Below are 17,226 nucleotides of genomic sequence, written 5' to 3'. Positions count from 1 at the left end.
TGGTCTGCGCGTTATTCGCAGACCAGGGCGATTTTGTTGTTTAAAGACTGCTTAAAAATAACAACACACCACCATCTAGTGAAAGACAATGACAACAATAAAAAGAGCGCTGATGCTGATTGCATACAGCTTGATGTTGCCGCAGCAGGCTTGGGCCGACGGCATTAACCAAGCCAATACGGCGTGGGTTTTAACCTCCACCGCACTGGTTTTATTCATGACCATTCCCGGTCTGTCGCTGTTTTACGGCGGTTTGGTCAGAAGCAAGAACGTGCTGTCGGTATTGATGCAATGTTTTGCGATTACCTGTCTGGTATCGATATTGTGGCTGGCCGGCGTTTACAGCTTCGTATTTACCGATGGCGGTAGTTGGCAGCAATTTCTGGGGGGCGGCAGCAAGATATTTTTGCCGGAAATGAGCACGCAAAACTTGATTGGCGATATTCCGGAAACCGTGTTTTTCATGTTCCAAATGACCTTCGCGATTATTACCCCGGCGTTGATCGTTGGCGCCTTTGCCGAGCGGATGAAGTTTTCGGCGATGCTGTGGTTTAGCGGGCTTTGGTTGATCGTGGTGTATATGCCGATTTGCCATTGGATCTGGGGCAACGGTTGGCTGGCGGCGTTGGGTGCCAAGGATTTTGCCGGTGGGATTGTGATTCACGTCAACGCCGGTGTGGCTTCCCTGGTGGCGGCATTAGTTTTGGGTCGTCGTAAAGGCTTTCCTACCGTGGCGATGCCGCCGCACAATATGACCATGGTCGTGACTGGCGCCGGTATGCTCTGGTTCGGCTGGTTCGGTTTTAACGGCGGTAGCGCCTTAAAAGCCGACGGCAGTGCCGGGATGGCGATCACCGTGACGCACATCGCCGCCGCTGCCGGTGCTTTGACCTGGATGATGATCGAATGGCTGCGTTTTAGTAAACCGAGCGTGCTGGGTATCGTCACCGGGATGGTCGCCGGCTTGGGCACAATCACGCCGGCTTCCGGTTTTGTTGGGCCGATTGGTGGTTTAATCATCGGCGTTGTCGCTGGCGCGGTGTGTTTTTATGCCACGCAATTCGTCAAACGCCGGCTAAAAATCGACGATTCCTTGGACGTGTTTCCGGTACATGGCGTCGGCGGTTGCGTCGGCTCGATTTTAACCGGCGTGTTCGCGGCTGAAAGTTTCGGTGGCTTGGGTTTAAACGGCGTTACCATCGCCGAGCAAGTCGGCGTGCAAGCGCTGGCGGTTTTGGTGACGGCGGCCTGGAGTGCTTTGTTCAGCTATGTTTTGTTGAAACTCATCGATGCGTTCATCGGTCTACGCGTCAGTGAAGACGAGGAACAGCAAGGTTTGGACATCGTGCTGCACGAGGAAACCGGCTACCACAATCTGTAAAAATGAACGCTTAAACTATAGGCTTCTCATAGCGGGCAGGGCGGATAGCCACACTGCCCGCATCCCTGCAAAATTAGGAAAATCATGCCCATCACTCTCGAAGCTTTAGAAACCATCGTCCGCGCAGCCGGCGAAGTGGCGATGCGATATTTCAACGATTTAGATTCTCTGGCGATCAACAAAAAAAGCGCGCGAGATTTGGTCACCGACGCCGATGTCGCGGTGGAAAATTACTTGAAACAAGCGCTCAGCGAGCACTGTCCGGAATACGGTTTTTGGGGCGAAGAAAGTGGCCAAACCGCTAATCAAACCAGTCGCTGGATCGTCGATCCGATTGACGGCACCCATTCGTTCTCAAAAGGCCAATATTTTTGGGGCATCAGCGTAGCCTTGGAAATTGACGGCGAATTGATGATGGGCGCGGTTTACGGTCCGGCCTTGGACGATTATTACTGCGCGGAAAAAGGCAAGGGTGCCTGGAAAAACGGCAAACCTATCCGGGTGTCGGACGAAACCAGTCTGGCCAGCAGTATGGTGTCCACGGGTTTTGCCTGTCTGCGGCAGTATTTGGACGACAACAACCTGCCGCGTTTCAATCGCATCGCTCAGGCCACCACCGGTCAACGGCGGCTGGGCTCGGCGGCGCTGGATTTATGTACGGTTGCCGACGGCCAGGTCGATGCTTTTTGGGAGCAGGAGCTGAATCTTTATGACATCGCGGCAGGCGTGTTGATCGCCAAAGAGGCGGGCGCGACGATCACCGATTTTGAAGGTAATCCCGGCGTATTTCCAAAGCAGGTCTTTGCCACAAACGGCAAGATTCTCGATCAGCTACTGCCTTTGATGTAAGTATTTTTCATCAAGCTCTCGCACCGCTTGGCAATATCGGTAGCTTGCTGCGATGGTGAAAAATCAGCGTATTTTTCCGCAAACTGCCTGGCTGCCTGTGCGTATTTCGCGTGGCGCATCAGTTCAGTCAGTGGCGCTTTGTAATTGGGGTTTTTGCTTTCAGCAGTGATATAAGCGCCCGCGCCGAGATCGGCGGTATTTTGAGCGCTGATCAGCTGTTCGAGTTGAAAAGGCAATGCCAGCAAGGGTTTGCCGAACAGTAAAAATGCCGACAGCATCGCCACCCCTCCATGGCAAATGGCCAGATCGCATTGTTTAGCGGCCGCCGAGATGATCACCGGCTGTGGTGTAATGTGTAGATTGGCGCTACTATTATTCGCTATAAAAGCGGGCGTTGTGCCGGGTATATGCACCAATATCGACCAGGGCGACGCGCGCAACTGTTTTAGCAATATCTCCAGGCCGGGATATTCCGGGCGCAAATAAGCGAATATTTTTTCGGCCCCAACGCTCGGCCAGATTGGCTCAATACCGGCGGTTTGCAAAATGGTTGGACCCCAATAATTTGCGCTACGCCATTGTTTATAATGATCCAGCTCCGGAAATGTGCAGATAAAGTCTTCCGAAATCTCGAATAAGTCCGCCAAAATCCTCAGCGGTGGAGTATTCAGACGAGCTAAAACCGAGTTAGTCGTGCTTAACACCTGGCTTTCGATAGTGCTTAAGACCTTATCGGTAACTCGCAACCAGGGGCGGATATTGGGCATGGGACTGATGCGCGGCGGCGAGAAAAAGCCGGTGCCGAAGCCGGCTCGCGGAATATTAAATTCTCGGGCCGCGAGTAACGCGGTCGGTGCATGGTCAAATATAAGCAGGTCTGGTTGCAAATGCGTATATAAAGATTGCCAGGCTTTTGCTCTCGAATATAAACCGGTTACATCGTTAAAGCCGGAGTTCAACAAAATTCCCGGAAAGTTGGAAGCCGGTGGTAATGGTCGTCCATCCGGCCAGCAGACCGGTGCTTGTAGATAACAAAAGTGATCTTCAGCCAACAAGGTTTCGGCGTATTCCAAATCTCTAAGCGCGAATATTACCTCATGTCCGTATGTTTTAAGTTGTCGGGCTATTGGCAGGAAGGCGGCGGTATGGCCGTAGCCTGCACCCAATTCCCAGCAATAAAGTACTCTACTCATGGTTGCGGATTTAAGGTGGTTGAGCGGGTAATTATTTAAAGTTGATTGGGATATCTTTTACCTGAATTATTTTTACCGGCTTAAATCATGCTCCGGCATTTGCTAAACAAGCGAAATTACGCTATATCGTAATTAACCATTGCGCGCAAACCTAATTACAGAAATTGGATTTTATTTTAATTTACGTAGTATTAACTCACTGACTTTCTCATGAGCTTACCTATACAACATCCCGAAAAATTACCTAGTTTAAGCGAAATGCCGCCTATGCGTTTTTGCCGCCGACTGCGCTGCACTATTTGGCCGCATGTTCATAGTTCTAAACAGCTGTTATTGGCGGCTGCGGCTGCTTTATCGATGACTCCGTTTGCGCTGCAAGCGTCAACTTTGTCCTTCTCCGCCAGTTCTTATAGCGCGACTGAAGCGGGCGGCGGCGTGCCTGTCACTGTCAATATGAATACAGCGGCGTATGGTGGTTGCACTATCAGTGGCGAAGTGGTTGCCACTGGCGGCAGCGCGACTTCAGGTAGCGACTACAACATATCCGGCGGCACCTTTTCTTTCAATGTGCCGTTTACTGGCGGGCCGCATACCGATAGCGCAACAGTGTTTATCAATATTGTGGACGACACACTTGTGGAAAGTACTGAAACCGTGAATTTGGCTATTCAAAACGCTATCGAAGATTGTTCGGGACCGCCCAACACCAGCAGTACTGCCGTGCTCAGTATTGCTGATAACGATACGGCGCCTACTAACCCGACAACCCCGACGACGCCGACGACGCCGACGACGCCAACCCCCAATTTGAGTTCGGATCCCGGCTTTACCCCCAATCAGCAATCAATTTACGAAGGTTTAACCAGCGCTTGTTCCGGGGCGAGCGGCGATTTGTTGGCTCGCTGCAATGAAATAAACAACGCCGATCTAAATGCGGTGATACCCGATGCCGTTGCCGCGCAAGGTGCGGCAGCCGTGGATTTCGGTTACAAACAATTTTCCGTGGTGCATGGCCGCATCGTGAACCTGCGTAATTCTCAGCAGCAAAGCTCCTCGTTACTGGGTTATTCCACTATCAATATCAACGGTGAAACCATACCGGTTGGCAAGGCTTTGATGACGGCCTTGGGGCCGGCGCGGGGCGGTGCGGCTGGCGACGATCCGAACGACCAACCGTTCCGCGATAGCCCGCTGGGCTTCTTCTTGAAAGGTCAATTCAATGTCGGCGAAAAAGCCAATACCAGCAGCGAACGAGGTTTTAAAGCCGACAGGAAAGGGGTGACGTTTGGCATGGATTACAGCATTATGGATGAACTGGTGCTGGGCGCGGCATTCGGCTATGGCTCTACCGACACCAATTACAATTTAAATAGCGGCAGCATGTCGGCCGATGCCTTCGAGTTTTCGTCTTACGGCAGTTACTTTTTGCCGCAGTCATTTTATATAGACTGGATAATGAGCTACGCGCTGCATTCGTTTGATATCAATCGGCGCATTCAATACACCGGTTTCGACAATACGGCCACCAGTGCCGCCAACGGCGACCAATACGGCTTTAGTTTGGGGTTTGGTAAAGATTTTGCCCTACAAAGTTTTGTGATCAATCCGTATCTAAGACTGGATTACAGTAAAACCAAAGTTGATAGCTATCAGGAAAGCGGCGGTGGCGGCTTGGCGATGGAGTTTGCCGGCCAGTCTATCGATTCGGCGACATCGACTATCGGCGGCCAAGCCAGCAACGCGATCAGCACCTCTTGGGGCGTCTTGTCGCCGGGCGTACGTTTCGAATGGGTGCATCAATATCTGGACGAAAGCCGTTTGATCCAGGCGCGTTTTAGTCAGGCGGCTGCCGGTGCCGGCACCTTCAGCGTAAAAACCGATACGCCGGATCGCGACTATTTCAATATCGGTACGTCGTTGGCGTTGAGTTTGCCGGAAGGTCGGGCGGGCTTTTTACGATACGAATACCGCTTGGGGCAGGCGTATATTACCGATCATACTATCGAGCTGGGGGCCCGAATTCCGTTCTAAGGAATTTGTAGCGAATACTTTGGGGAAGGGGCCGCGCCGGGAATACCCCGTAGCGGCCAGCTTTAATGCAGACTTATTTGGCGTTGGCCAATTCCGCGCGCATTTCGTCGATGACTTTTTTGTAATCAGGTTTACCGAAAATAGCCGAGCCCGCAACGAAGGTGTCCGCGCCGGCTTCCTTAATTTCACGAATATTGCCCACGTTCACGCCGCCGTCAATTTCCAGGCGGATATCAAAACCGCTGTCGTCGATGATTTTTCTGGCTTGGCGCAGTTTATCCAGCGCGGATGGAATGAACGATTGGCCACCGAATCCGGGGTTGACCGACATCAGCAAAATCATATCGACTTTGTCCAGCACGTGTTCCAGATAATGCAAAGGGGTGCCTGGGTTGAATACCAGACCGGATTTGCAGCCCAAGTCTCTGATCATTTGCAGTGAACGATCAATGTGTCTGGAGGCTTCGGGGTGGAAGGTAATGTAGCTGGCACCGGCTTTAGCGAAATCGGGAATGATGCGGTCTACCGGTTCCACCATCAAATGGACGTCGATAGGTGCGGTAACCCCGTGCTTACGCAGCGCTTCGCAAACCAGCGGACCGATAGTCAGATTGGGCACAAAATGGTTGTCCATCACATCGAAATGCACAATGTCTGCGCCCGCATTTAAGACATTAACAACTTCTTCGCCCAAGCGTGCGAAGTCTGCGGAGAGTATGGAAGGTGCAATCAGATTGTCAGCCATCTTTTGATCCTTTTGGTGAGGTTAAAAACCACCATTATAACTTCTTTCCGGCATTTGGCTAAAACAGTGGATTGATCGAACAATTTAGGGTCGCAGACGCCTGTTTCAAGCCTTAAGTATCAGCTGACTAACGGCGCATGATTGTTGATAGGTCGATAGTCGGTCAGAAATTTTTCGAATTCCGCTACCGGTAGCGGTTTGCTGGTCAAATAACCCTGATAAAGATCGCATTGCCGGCTCTTCAGAAAAGCCAGTTGTTCGGCGGTTTCCACACCTTCCGCAACCACTCGCATACGCAGCGTTTTTGCCATGGCGATAATCGTGGCGGTGATTTCCATATCGTCGGTGTGTTGGGGAATGTCTTCGATAAAGCTTTTATCAATTTTTAAGACATCCAGCGGAAATAGTTTCAAATAAGCCAGCGACGAATAGCCGGTGCCGAAATCGTCAATGGCCAGATGCACACCCAACCCATGCAGCTTATGTAGAATTTCGATAGCTTCTTTTTCGCGCTTCATCAGGGCGCTTTCAGTAAGTTCCAGTTCCAGGCGCTCGGCTGGAAAACCGGTTTCTTCCAGAACCTTGGCGACCACGTCGCTTATGTCGCTATGTAAAAACTGTTGCGGGGACAGGTTAACCGCCAGACGCAAGGGTGGAAAACCGGTTTGCCGCCAGCGCTGACCGTTACGGCAGGTTTCTCTCAACACCCAATTGCCGATACTGGTGATCAGACCGGTTTCTTCCGCAATCGGTATGAAGCGAAGCGGCGGTATCAGTTCGCCGCTGGCAGTCTGCCACCTGACGAGGGCTTCGGCACCGACGACCGCGCCATTATCGATGCAAATTTGCGGTTGAAAAAACACTCGCAATTCGCCTTGCTCGATAGCTTGCCGCAGGCGGATTTCGATGTCGATGCGTTCGCGCGCCGCGCGAGTCAAATCTTCCGAGAAATATTTAAAACGATTACGGCCCTCGTTTTTGGCTTGATACAAGGCCGTATCGGCTTGTTGGATCAACTCGTCCGGTGAAGCGCCATGCTCGGGAAACATGGCGATGCCGACGCTGACGCCGATGCGTACCTCATGGCCGCTGGGTAGTTGCCAGGTTTGGTTCAAGGCACTAATGATTTGCGTGGCGACATGGGCCACCATTTCCGGTTGGTTGACTTCTTCCAGCAACACTACAAACTCGTCACCGCCGAGTCGGCAAATAGTATCGCTGGTACGCAGCCGGGTGGTTAGGCGCTCGGCCACCATTTGCAGTAAATCGTCGCCGGCCAAATGGCCGAAGCTGTCGTTGACGTCCTTGAAGCGGTCCAAATCCAGCATCAACACCGCCATCTTATTGGCTTGGCGGCGGGCTTTCTCGATATTGTGTTGCAGGCGCGACAGGAACAGCATGCGGTTGGGCAACTTGGTCAGCGGGTCGTGGTGGGCCAGGAATTCCAGCTCCATTTCCGAAGCCTTCAGCTTGGAAATGTCGGCGAACACGCCCACAAAGTGGCTGATCTCGCCATTGCCGTCGCGCACGGTGCTGATGCTTAATAGTTCCGGATACACTTCTCCGCATTTGCGGCGATTCCAAATTTCGCCTTGCCAATGATCCGTCGTGGCAATATTGGCCCACATTTCCCGATAAAAGTCGGCGTTATGGCGGCCGGAACTCATGATGCCGGGACTATTCCCGATCACATCCTGATTGGCGTAGCCGGTGATGTCGGTAAACGCCTTGTTGACCATCGTAATTCGGCACCGGGCGTCGGTAACCATCACGCCTTCTCGCGTGCTTTCGAATACGGCGGCGGCTTGTCCCAAGCGCTCCTCGTTGGCTTTGATGTCGGAAATGTCGGTAATGGTGCCGACGTAACCGCACAATTCGCCGGCTTCATCCAGTTCCGGCTCGGCGCGGCCCACCACCCAGCGTACATTGCCGTCAGCTGTTTGAAAACGGTATTGCATATTGAAAGGCTGCAATGCGGCTACGCAGCGCTGCCATTCGGCAATAACGGAATCGCGGTCTTCGGCCAGCAAACCGGCTACCCAGCCGTCACCATGTGAATCAATAAAATGCAAGCCGGTGATCTCGCACCAGCGGTGATTGACGTAGTCGCATTCACCTTTTTGATTGGTGCGAAAAATGCCGACCGGGGCAATTTTCGATAGCGTATGGAAGAGTAGTTCGCTCTCCTGCAACGCAATTTCCGCTTGCTTGCGAGCCGTTATGTCACGCAGCCCGATTAGGTAAGCCGGCGAGCCTTCCCATTCCAGTGGAGTCGAGCGCAGTTCCGCCCAGGCTATACCGCTGGGACGAATCAGGTTGATGTCTTGAAATTGAATTTTGTCGGCGGGAATCGGAATTGCCAGGGAGTGGCCGATCAGGCTGCCGCGTTCCAGTAATTGTTCTGCTGCCTGATTGGCATAAATAACGCTACCTTGCGGGTCGACCACCATGACGCCGTCGGTAATGGTCTCAAGGATCAGATTAAGTTGTTTGAGTGTTTGCGGCATTTAGAGGGTACGACCAGGCATCAAACGATCACTGTCTGCACACCTGTACCAACATTTTGGGTAGTGATTGCCGCCATCACCGACGACATCCGGGAAAGATCGCCCAGCAGTTTCAATACCGGTTCCGGCAGGTCGCGCACCAGCATCGGTGTGGCAAATATTTCTTTTTCCAGGGCTTTTTCCGGCATGCCCAATACTTCAACCACGTCGAATACCCAATGGCCGGGCTCGTAAATGCCGGCCAGCACCGCGCTGATTTGCTCGACCAGCCTGCGGGTTTCCGGATTTAGCGACACCACATATAAGGTCAAAACCAGTTTATGGTGGTTGGCGCGGCGTTCTTCATGGACTTTAGCGATATGCACCACTTGCGCGATATTTCTGATTTGCGATGCCGACAAGGGTTTGCTGGCCAGTTCGAATTGCAAGCCTTCTTCATGGGCGTCTTTCAGTTGGTCCATGAATTCGGCGGCAAAGGCCGTGACGATATAGACATTCAGGCTGTTGTCCAAGGCCTTCAGGCGACGTAAGGTTTCCACGCCATCGATGCCGGGCATGCGTAAATCCAGAAATATCAAATCGGGACGATCGGCTTCAACCATGGCGATACCTTGCAGACCATTCTCGGCTTCGCGCACCTTATAGCCTTCCTCTTCCAGAATCAGCTTGAAGGCGCCACGTACCGCAGGGTCGTCGTCAATCACTAGAATATTGTTTACCATCGCCTCTGTCTCAATCCGTTAAAAAATACTAATAGTGGGGGAATTTTAACCGTATGCGGCAACCTTCGCCAATGCGACTTTCCACAGCTATCGAGCCATTGGCATCCTGAATCAGACGGCGAGTGACCGATAAACCCAGGCCGGTGCCCTGGCCGGGTGGTTTGGTGGTAAAGAAGGGGTCGAACATGCGGCCTTGCACCTCGTCGGGGATGCCTGGGCCGTTGTCTTTTATAATCAACTCTAGCATTTTTTCCGCGGAGCTGACGCTAATTTCAATGACAGGTTGCGCAATGCCGCGCAGCGCATCGCGGGCATTGATTAAGAGATTGATCAGAATCTGTTGCATGCTTTCCGGGGTGCAGGCGAGTTTGGGCAAGTTTTCCGGTATCTCGGTGCGGACTTGGATAGCGGTTTTGCGCAATTCGCCTTCCAGTAACAACAAGGTTTGGCCTAAAACCTCTTCCAGCGAGCAACTGCCGGTTTGCGTGTTTTTTTGATGCATGAACACCAGCATATTCGAAACAATGTTTTTGATACGTTGAATTTGCTGCAAGGCTTGCGCAAGTACTTGTTTGGATTTGGCGTCTTCGGTGCGGTCCGAGACAAATTCGACGAAGTTCATCACGCCCATCAGCGGGTTGTTGATCTCATGGGCCACGCCGCCGACCAGCGTACCCAGTGCCGACAGCTTTTCCATTTGCAGCATATGATCCTGATTTTCCTGTAATTGTTTATAAGCTTGGCGGGTTTGTTCCAGTAAGCGGGCATTTTCCAACGAAATCGCGGCTTGCGCGGTCAACAGCTCGGTCATGCTGATTTTTTCCGGAGTGAATACGCCTTCGGAAAGGCGGTTTTCCAGATACAGCAGACCGATTAGTTCACTTTGCTTGATGACCGGCAAACACAATACCGAGCGTAAGCCGAACGCCACCACTTCGGGAGCATTTTGAAACTCGCCCTCGCTACAGGCATCGCTCAGCACGACTTTTTCGTGGGTGCGCTGCACGTAATTGACGATGGCGCGGCAGATGCCGCGCACTTTGTTCAGACTGTAATAGTGTTTATGTATGGTGCGTTTTTTGCCGACATGCTGTTCGGCGGCAACCAAAAGTTCGTCATTGTGTTTGATCAGCAAATAACCGTGTTGCGCGGCCGAGCTTTCCAGTACCACCGCCATGATTTTTTGCATCAGTTGCGTCAGATCGATTTCTGCCGATAGCGCCAGCGCCGATTTCATCAAATAGCTGATGTCCAGACTCGGTAAGGTAGTGGGCACCGGATGAGGTTTGGCTATTCTGGCGCCGGTTTCCGGGCTGACGTATTGATGACGCTCCTGTAGCCGGTTGTTTTTCGCATCCGCACGGCATAAACGGTAATGGCGGCGGGCTTCGCCGTAATAGAGTTCCGCATCGCCCAGGCCATGTTTCAGCGTCAGATCGGCCAGCGCTTCGTATAGATGGCCGGTCAGTACGCCATAGTTCTGTGCCAGCGATAGGGCGATGGCATCCAGATACAGATTGCGCGCGTCGCGATATTGGCCATGCTGATTGGCTAATTCCGCATGGATAAACATCACGTAGGGCTTTAATAAGGGGCCGAGTTGCCCCCACACTTCCAGTTCGGCGAGCAAGGGCGGAATTTCGGAATCGATTCGCGCATCATCCGTTTCCGAGCGCAGCAGGTTCAAGATCCGAAATACATACCAAAGACGTTTCAAGACATTATCGGTTAAACCATGCAAATAGTTTTCCACGGTTTTCAAGGATAGTGCCGCCGAGCTATAGTCGCCCAAGTAATATTGGGCAAAACCCAGTAATGCGAAGTAACTGCCGGTAGCGGCAACATAATTATTGGCTTGCCAGTCAGCCAGGGTCGCTTGCATATCGAGCTGACCGCAGTCGGGCTTCATCGGCAATACCCAGCCGGCCATTACTGCTTGCGCTAGGCCTATCGAAAACGACAGCTGGTTTTTACGGGAAAATTGTAAACACTCCTCGGCGGCTTCCTCGACCCAGCGCAGGTTTTTACCCTGAGCGATCAGATTCCACATCAGCGGGCCGTAGGACAAGCCGGCGTTGTATAAGTCGCCGCAGTTCTTCCCGGATTGAATGGCTTTATGCGCGTAATCGACAATATCGGCCGGGTGGCTACGCGAGTGCATATTGCACCAGACAATGCCGTTCATGCCTCTGGTGGCGCCAAAGGTGTTGGGGTATTTGGCGCACAAATCGTGCGCCAAATCCTGATAGCGAAACGCCTGCGCGAATTTGCCCTGTTCGCCCAGATTGAGGCCCATGATGGAAAACGAATAAATCACCGATTCGTCCATGCCGCCTTCCAGGCAATGCAAGGTGGATTGGGCGGCGGACAAATACAGCTGCGGCACCAGACCGCACATGTATAAATCCGGAATCAACTCGCTATAAAAAGCCAGTTCGATTTTGCTCTGCCGCTGTTCAGTAAACGGCATGTTCAGGATTTTTAGCCAGACATCGTCTTGCTGTTCGATGATCTGCATCAGATTTTCCGTACGTTGCCGGGCTTGCTCGGGATCGTCGGGAATGGACTTGTTGAAATAGGCCAAGCCGCGATTGGCAGTGGCGATAGCTTGTTTGAAGTTCCCGAACGAGGATAGCGAGGTGGTCTGATCGGCCAGCGCTTCGGCTTTGTCCAGATCGCTGACCGCATGCTCTATCAGCCGATTCAACAAAGCTTCCGAACTGTCGTAGCGGCCACACATCAGATCGGTTTTCGCCAGGCGCTGATAAATCCGAAATGTCAGTGCGTAGGCCGTTTCCCAGCAATCGGTCGGCAGATAATTGTGGGCCTTCAGGAAAAATTCGTTGGCGGCATCGCCGGCCAGGGCATCCAGGGCTTTATTGCCGGCGTTGAAGTTGATATTCACCAGCCAATAGGCGGTTTGCTCGTCGAGTATAGCCGGGCAACCCTGATTGAGATGGGCGGCGATAGTGAATAAATTGTCCAGGCTGACAAGCTCGGCACCAGGGGGAACCACAGACAGCAAGCGATTGCCTATGCGCCAATGGATGCCGGGGCGGGACGCGGCGTCAACTTGTTGCAATACCGCTTCCTGCACCCGGTCATGGACAAATTGCAGGTCGGCTTTATTTTCCAGCAAGAGGCCCATGCTTAATACCGGTTTTAAATCCTCGAACAGCTGCTCGATGGGTTTGTCCAGCACCAGCCCGACATCCTCGGCAGTAAAGCGATTGCCCATGCAGGCGCAGTGGTAAAGGATGTGTAAAGTCCGGCTTGGAAGTTTGCGCACTTTGGCACTGAACAGTTCCACCACGCTGGCCGGCATTTGCGTGTCGCGGATGCGGTTCATATCCCATTGCCAGTGCTGTTTGGTGTCGATACCGAGTAAACCTTCGTTGTACAACCAGGCCAGACTTTCACTGACAAACAAGGGGTTGCCTTCGGTCAAATGCGCGATAAAGTCGGCCAAATTTGCCGTGGCGGTTAGCGACGAATCGAGAATGTAGGCGACCATTTCGTGGCAGTCGGCGTCGCTAAGTTCGGTCAGATGAATTTCGGCCAGCGGGCCGGCGTTTTCTTGCACGCTACGAATCAGTTTCGTCAGGGGGTGATCTTGATCCACTTCGTTGTGGCGATAAGCGCCCATAAAAAACAAGTAAGGGTGTTCGCGATGATTGGTGAACAGGTTTTGCAAGAAATCGAAAGTGGCGCTGTCGCACCATTGCAGATCGTCAATGAATAAGATCAAGGGATTTTCTTCGCTGGCCAGACAGGCTAGAAAGCGGCCGAACAGGTTGTTGAAACGGTTACGGGCTTCCACCGGCGGCAAGGGCGGGGCCTCGGCTTGCGGGCCGATGATGAATTCCAGCTCCGGCAGCACGTCGACGATCACCCCGCCGGCATTGTCCAGCGCTTCGAGAATTTTTGTCGACCAATCATGTACTTGCGCGTCGCTTTCGGTCAGAAAGGTGCGTATCAGATTGCGCAAGGCCTGGATCAGCGAACTGTAGGGAATATTCTTTTGGTACTGATCGAACTTGCCGGAGCTGAAATAACCGCGATTTTTCACCAACGGTTTTTGCAGTTCCTGAATCAGCCGGGTTTTGCCTATGCCGGATAGACCGGAAATAAACACCGAACGAAACCTGCCTTGGGTTACCTCGCTGTATTCCTGACGAATTAGTTCGGTTTCGCTTTGCCGGCCGACCATTTTCGAAATGAAAATTACCCGGCGGCTGCGGTCATGCTGGCCTATGCCAAAATCCGATACGCTGCCGGTGATTTCGTGCTCTTTCTGGCAGCGCAACAAATCCGCCAGTAAACCGGAGGCACTTTGATAGCGTTTTTCCGGCTGCTTCAAAATCAGTTTGGCGATGATTTCGCTCAGCGTGTTGGGAATGCCCGGGCTGATGTCGTGGACTTTGACCGCTTCCTCGGCCAGATGCGAGTGAATCAGTTCCAGCGGATCGGGGGAAAAAAACGGCAGCCGGCCCGTCAGCAGTTCGTAAAACACGATGCCCAGCGAATATAAATCGGTGGAGAAATCGACCCGGTAGTTGATGCGCCCGGTTTGCTCCGGCGAGGTATACGCTAATGTGTTGCGGACAAACTCCGGATCGTAAATGAAATGACTGACATCGCGGATGTCCAACGGCGTAATGAAATCGGTCAAACGCAGATTCAAACTGCCGGATTGCACCAAAATATTGTGCGGTTTAATGCCGCCATGAGTGATGCCTGCATCATGCACCGATTGCAAGGTGTCGGCTAACGAGCAGGCCAGCGTAAAAAAATCGGCTAAATTCACCGCCTGCTGTTGGGTGATCCAAGCGTTTAATGATTGGCCGTTGAACCACGGTTGCACGATGAATTGATCGCCGTCGTTGGATTCCAAAGCCAAAGGCGTGCAGACGCGCGGGTCGTGCAATACTTTCAGGCGTTCGATTTTTTGCCGCAGGTGCCGGGATTGGTCGTCCCAACTGGACAATAGTTTCAGGCATTTAACCACCAGCGGGTATTCCGGCACATGTTTATGGTAGCCCTTATAAACCGTGGCTTGCAGGCTCTCGCCGAGTTTGTCGGTCAGCACGTAGCTGTCCAGTTGCGGAGCGTTTTGGAGCGGAACTGTTCTGGTGCTTATATCGATCATGCGTTGACGACTGGGAGTATTAACGCGATTTTCGCGGCAGTTCCGGGAGCGGGCTGTTTTATAATTCTAGTCTTGTTTTGATTCAGCAGGATTAACCATGGCCGCGACAGCCTCCAATATGCTGCCTCTAGGCAGTATCGCTCCAGACTTTTGTTTGCCGGATACCGTGTCCGGCCGCGACTATGCCTTGCAGGACTTGAAAGGCGAACGCGGCACCTTGATTTTGTTTATCTGCAACCACTGCCCGTATGTGTTGCACATTAAAGAGCAGTTGATCGCTATTGCCCGGCAATACGCCGCCTCAGGCATTGCGACGGTGGCGATCAGTGCCAATGACATCGAAAACTACCCGCAGGATGCGCCGGATAAAATGCAGCAGATGATGGCGGAATGGGGGCATCCCTTTGCCGCGTATTTGTACGACGAATCGCAGGCTGTGGCCAAAGCCTACCAGGCGGCCTGTACCCCGGATATTTATCTGTTCGATGCCGATCTGGCTTGCGTTTATCGGGGCCGCCTGGACGGCGCCACACCGAAGAATGCGGTGCCGGTAAGCGGTGAGGATTTGCGCAAGGCCCTGGATCAGTTGCTGGCCGGACACCCTATCGATGCTGCGCAAATGCCTAGCATCGGCTGTAATATCAAATGGAAAATGCCGCTAGGATAGACTCATGCCGTTAAGTTAAGCCGTTCGCTGAGAGAATTCGAAGCGAATTGACGGGTTTCGACTCTGCTCGCCCGGCTCTTTGTCTTGGCAAAAGTTCTTAACTTAACGGTTTTGTGGATAGGCTTAGGTGCTATTGGAGTTCGCGGTCGAAATTCAGAAATGTCGGGTAGGACTTACGCTTGTTTGTCGTCGAATTGCTCTACCATGAGATCCAGTTCCTTGCTTAACTCCGAAACGCTGCCGCTGGCTACGCTGGCCTGAATGGCGTGCTCCGAGGTTTGCCGGGACAGGGCACCAATGGCTTCTACATTTCTGGAAATTTCTTCGGCAACGCTTTGTTGCTGTTCGGCGGCGCTGGCGATTTGCACGATCATTTCGTTAATAAAATCGACTGATCTGGTGGTTTGCTCCAATAATTCGGTGGAGTTTTTCCCGTGTTCTGCACCGGTCACGGCCATTTCCCGGACTTTAGCCATTTCGCGGACCGCATTCTGAACCCCGGAGCGCAGGCCGTCGATCATCTTGTGAATCTCTTCCGTGGATTTTTGGGTACGGCCCGCCAGCGTTCTGACTTCGTCGGCTACCACTGCGAATCCCCGGCCTTGCTCGCCGGCGCGGGCCGCTTCAATGGCGGCGTTCAAGGCCAATAAATTAGTTTGTTCGGCAATGCCTTGAATCACATCCAGTACGCCGCCGATTCTCTTACTGTGATCGGCCAGGATTATGATCACCGCTTCCGCTTGCCCGACCGCCGTCTCCAGCCGATCTATCAGATGGATAGTGTCATTGACCCGAGACATGGTTTCCTGAGACTGCCGATTTGCATCGTTCGCAGCATTCGCGGCGTTGGTGGCGCTGCGGGCTATTTCGCTGACGGTCGCGCTCATTTCATGCATGGCCGACGACACTTGTTCGATTTCCGATAATTGTCTATCCATTGCCGAACTGACTTGGCTGACCGCTCTATAGCTGGCATTCGCTTTCCCGGCCAGCGGTTCGGTAGCCTGGATCAAGCGACGGATAATGGTTCTGGATTTGGCTTTTAACAGTTTGACGGCCAACAGCAATTGGCCGACCTCGCTGCTGTCGGCGGTGTAAATTTGCTGCATGACCGGATTTTCTATCACTTGCCGGGCCTCGGCGGCAGCCGACTTCAGCGGGCTCAAGACAAGCGATGTCCAAAGATAAATGGCCAACACCGAGCCGGATGCGAGTGCGGCTGCCAGGCTTAAGCCGAGTATCCCGTTCAAATAAAGGCCGGCGGAGACAAGCAATTGCAGTAGGGCAATGCCGGCGGTCAGTTTGCCAAGGATGCCGATGCGGGCCAAGCGCGATTGTAGGGCTTCGCCGGCATTCAATTTTGCGTAGGTTGCTTGAGCGCGGACAATGCTATCGGCGTCCGGCCTGACCCGCACCGACTCGTAACCAATAATTTTATTGTTTTCGAAGCGTGGGGTGACGAATGCGTCCACCCAGTAATGATCGCCGTTCTTGCAGCGGTTTTTCACGATACCCATCCAGGGCCGGCCGGTTTTCACGGTTTGCCAGAGATCTGCGAAGGCAGCGGGAGGCATATCGGGATGGCGGACGATGTTATGGCTTTGGCCGATTAGCTCCGCTTCGTTAAAGCCGCTGATATGCAAGAAGTCCTTATTCACGTACGTGATCCGTCCAGCCGGGTCGGTGGCTGAGGTAATTGTCGTGGATGTGTTCAGGCTCACTTCGCGCTGGGTAACAGGTAGATTTTTTCTCATGGCTACAGTTCGTTGCTGTCTGGTGGCCCGTTTCGGCGGGGCGGCTGGCATGAAACTAATGCTTTAGGATTATAGGGGAATACCCGGCCGGTGCTGACAAAATCTTCGGAAAGTCTTATGAATTAATCAGCCGGACGGGATGGGTGCAAATTCGTTTGGCGATTTACCCGCGTCCGCATGAGCGGCTGATATTTTTGTCGGATCTCGGTCATGCGCTATGCTTGTCAG

Annotated in this window: 10 protein-coding genes; 4 read left to right on the top strand and 6 right to left on the bottom strand. The window is 52.8% G+C overall.

The annotated features are described in order from the left end of the window. Positions 1–112: 112 nt before the first annotated feature. Together NP589_RS03440 and NP589_RS03435 are read left to right on the top strand one after the other, a co-directional pair. The gene (locus tag NP589_RS03440) at positions 113–1,381 is read left to right on the top strand and encodes an ammonium transporter (RefSeq protein ID WP_256605710.1); all 1,269 of its coding nucleotides are present in this window, start codon (positions 113–115) and stop codon (positions 1,379–1,381) included. Positions 1,382–1,465: 84 nt separating this feature from the next. After that, positions 1,466–2,230, top strand: a complete 765-nt coding sequence (locus NP589_RS03435) for an inositol monophosphatase family protein (protein ID WP_256605709.1) — start codon at positions 1,466–1,468, stop codon at positions 2,228–2,230. On the opposite strand, the gene NP589_RS03430 is transcribed toward NP589_RS03435, so the two are convergent. After that, the gene (locus tag NP589_RS03430; RefSeq protein ID WP_256605708.1) at positions 2,209–3,423 is read right to left on the bottom strand and encodes a glycosyltransferase; all 1,215 of its coding nucleotides are present in this window, start codon (positions 3,421–3,423) and stop codon (positions 2,209–2,211) included. The two genes, NP589_RS03435 and NP589_RS03430, sit on opposite strands and share 22 nt — an antisense overlap. A gap of 210 nt (positions 3,424–3,633) precedes the next feature. Here NP589_RS03430 and NP589_RS03425 point away from each other — a divergent pair, with 210 nt between their 5' ends. Next, positions 3,634–5,454 carry an autotransporter domain-containing protein gene (locus NP589_RS03425; protein WP_256605707.1) on the top strand — a complete coding sequence of 607 codons (1,821 nt, stop codon included), beginning with the start codon at positions 3,634–3,636 and terminating at the stop codon, positions 5,452–5,454. Between the two features lie 73 nt (positions 5,455–5,527). Here the strand turns inward: NP589_RS03425 and rpe are convergent, their stop codons facing one another. The 4 genes from rpe to NP589_RS03405 form a co-directional block, all read right to left on the bottom strand. Next, complete coding sequence (rpe, locus tag NP589_RS03420) at positions 5,528–6,199, bottom strand: ribulose-phosphate 3-epimerase (protein WP_064007317.1); 672 nt, start codon at positions 6,197–6,199, stop codon at positions 5,528–5,530. A 119-nt stretch (positions 6,200–6,318) separates the two neighbouring features. After that, positions 6,319–8,706 (bottom strand): sensor domain-containing protein, encoded by a 2,388-nt coding sequence (locus NP589_RS03415; protein ID WP_256605706.1) that lies wholly within the window; start codon positions 8,704–8,706, stop codon positions 6,319–6,321. 20 nt (positions 8,707–8,726) lie between these two features. Continuing rightward, positions 8,727–9,428: a response regulator gene (locus NP589_RS03410; protein ID WP_256605705.1), complete on the bottom strand. Its 702-nt coding sequence runs from the start codon at positions 9,426–9,428 to the stop codon at positions 8,727–8,729. A 28-nt stretch (positions 9,429–9,456) separates the two neighbouring features. After that, positions 9,457–14,577, bottom strand: a complete 5,121-nt coding sequence (locus tag NP589_RS03405) for an AAA family ATPase (protein WP_256605704.1) — start codon at positions 14,575–14,577, stop codon at positions 9,457–9,459. Positions 14,578–14,674: 97 nt separating this feature from the next. Here NP589_RS03405 and NP589_RS03400 point away from each other — a divergent pair, with 97 nt between their 5' ends. Next, entirely contained in the window at positions 14,675–15,244 is a 570-nt protein-coding gene (locus NP589_RS03400; RefSeq protein ID WP_256605703.1) for a thioredoxin family protein, read from the top strand. A 173-nt stretch (positions 15,245–15,417) separates the two neighbouring features. On the opposite strand, the gene NP589_RS03395 is transcribed toward NP589_RS03400, so the two are convergent. Continuing rightward, positions 15,418–16,998 (bottom strand): methyl-accepting chemotaxis protein, encoded by a 1,581-nt coding sequence (locus tag NP589_RS03395; RefSeq protein WP_256605702.1) that lies wholly within the window; start codon positions 16,996–16,998, stop codon positions 15,418–15,420. Between the last annotated feature and the right edge of the window lie 228 nt (positions 16,999–17,226).

Source organism: Methylomonas rosea (genome assembly GCF_024505055.1).
Taxonomy (GTDB): domain Bacteria; phylum Pseudomonadota; class Gammaproteobacteria; order Methylococcales; family Methylomonadaceae; genus Methylomonas; species Methylomonas rosea.
Note: the sequence above shows the minus strand (reverse complement) of the source record. Positions and strands in the feature narration are given on the sequence as shown.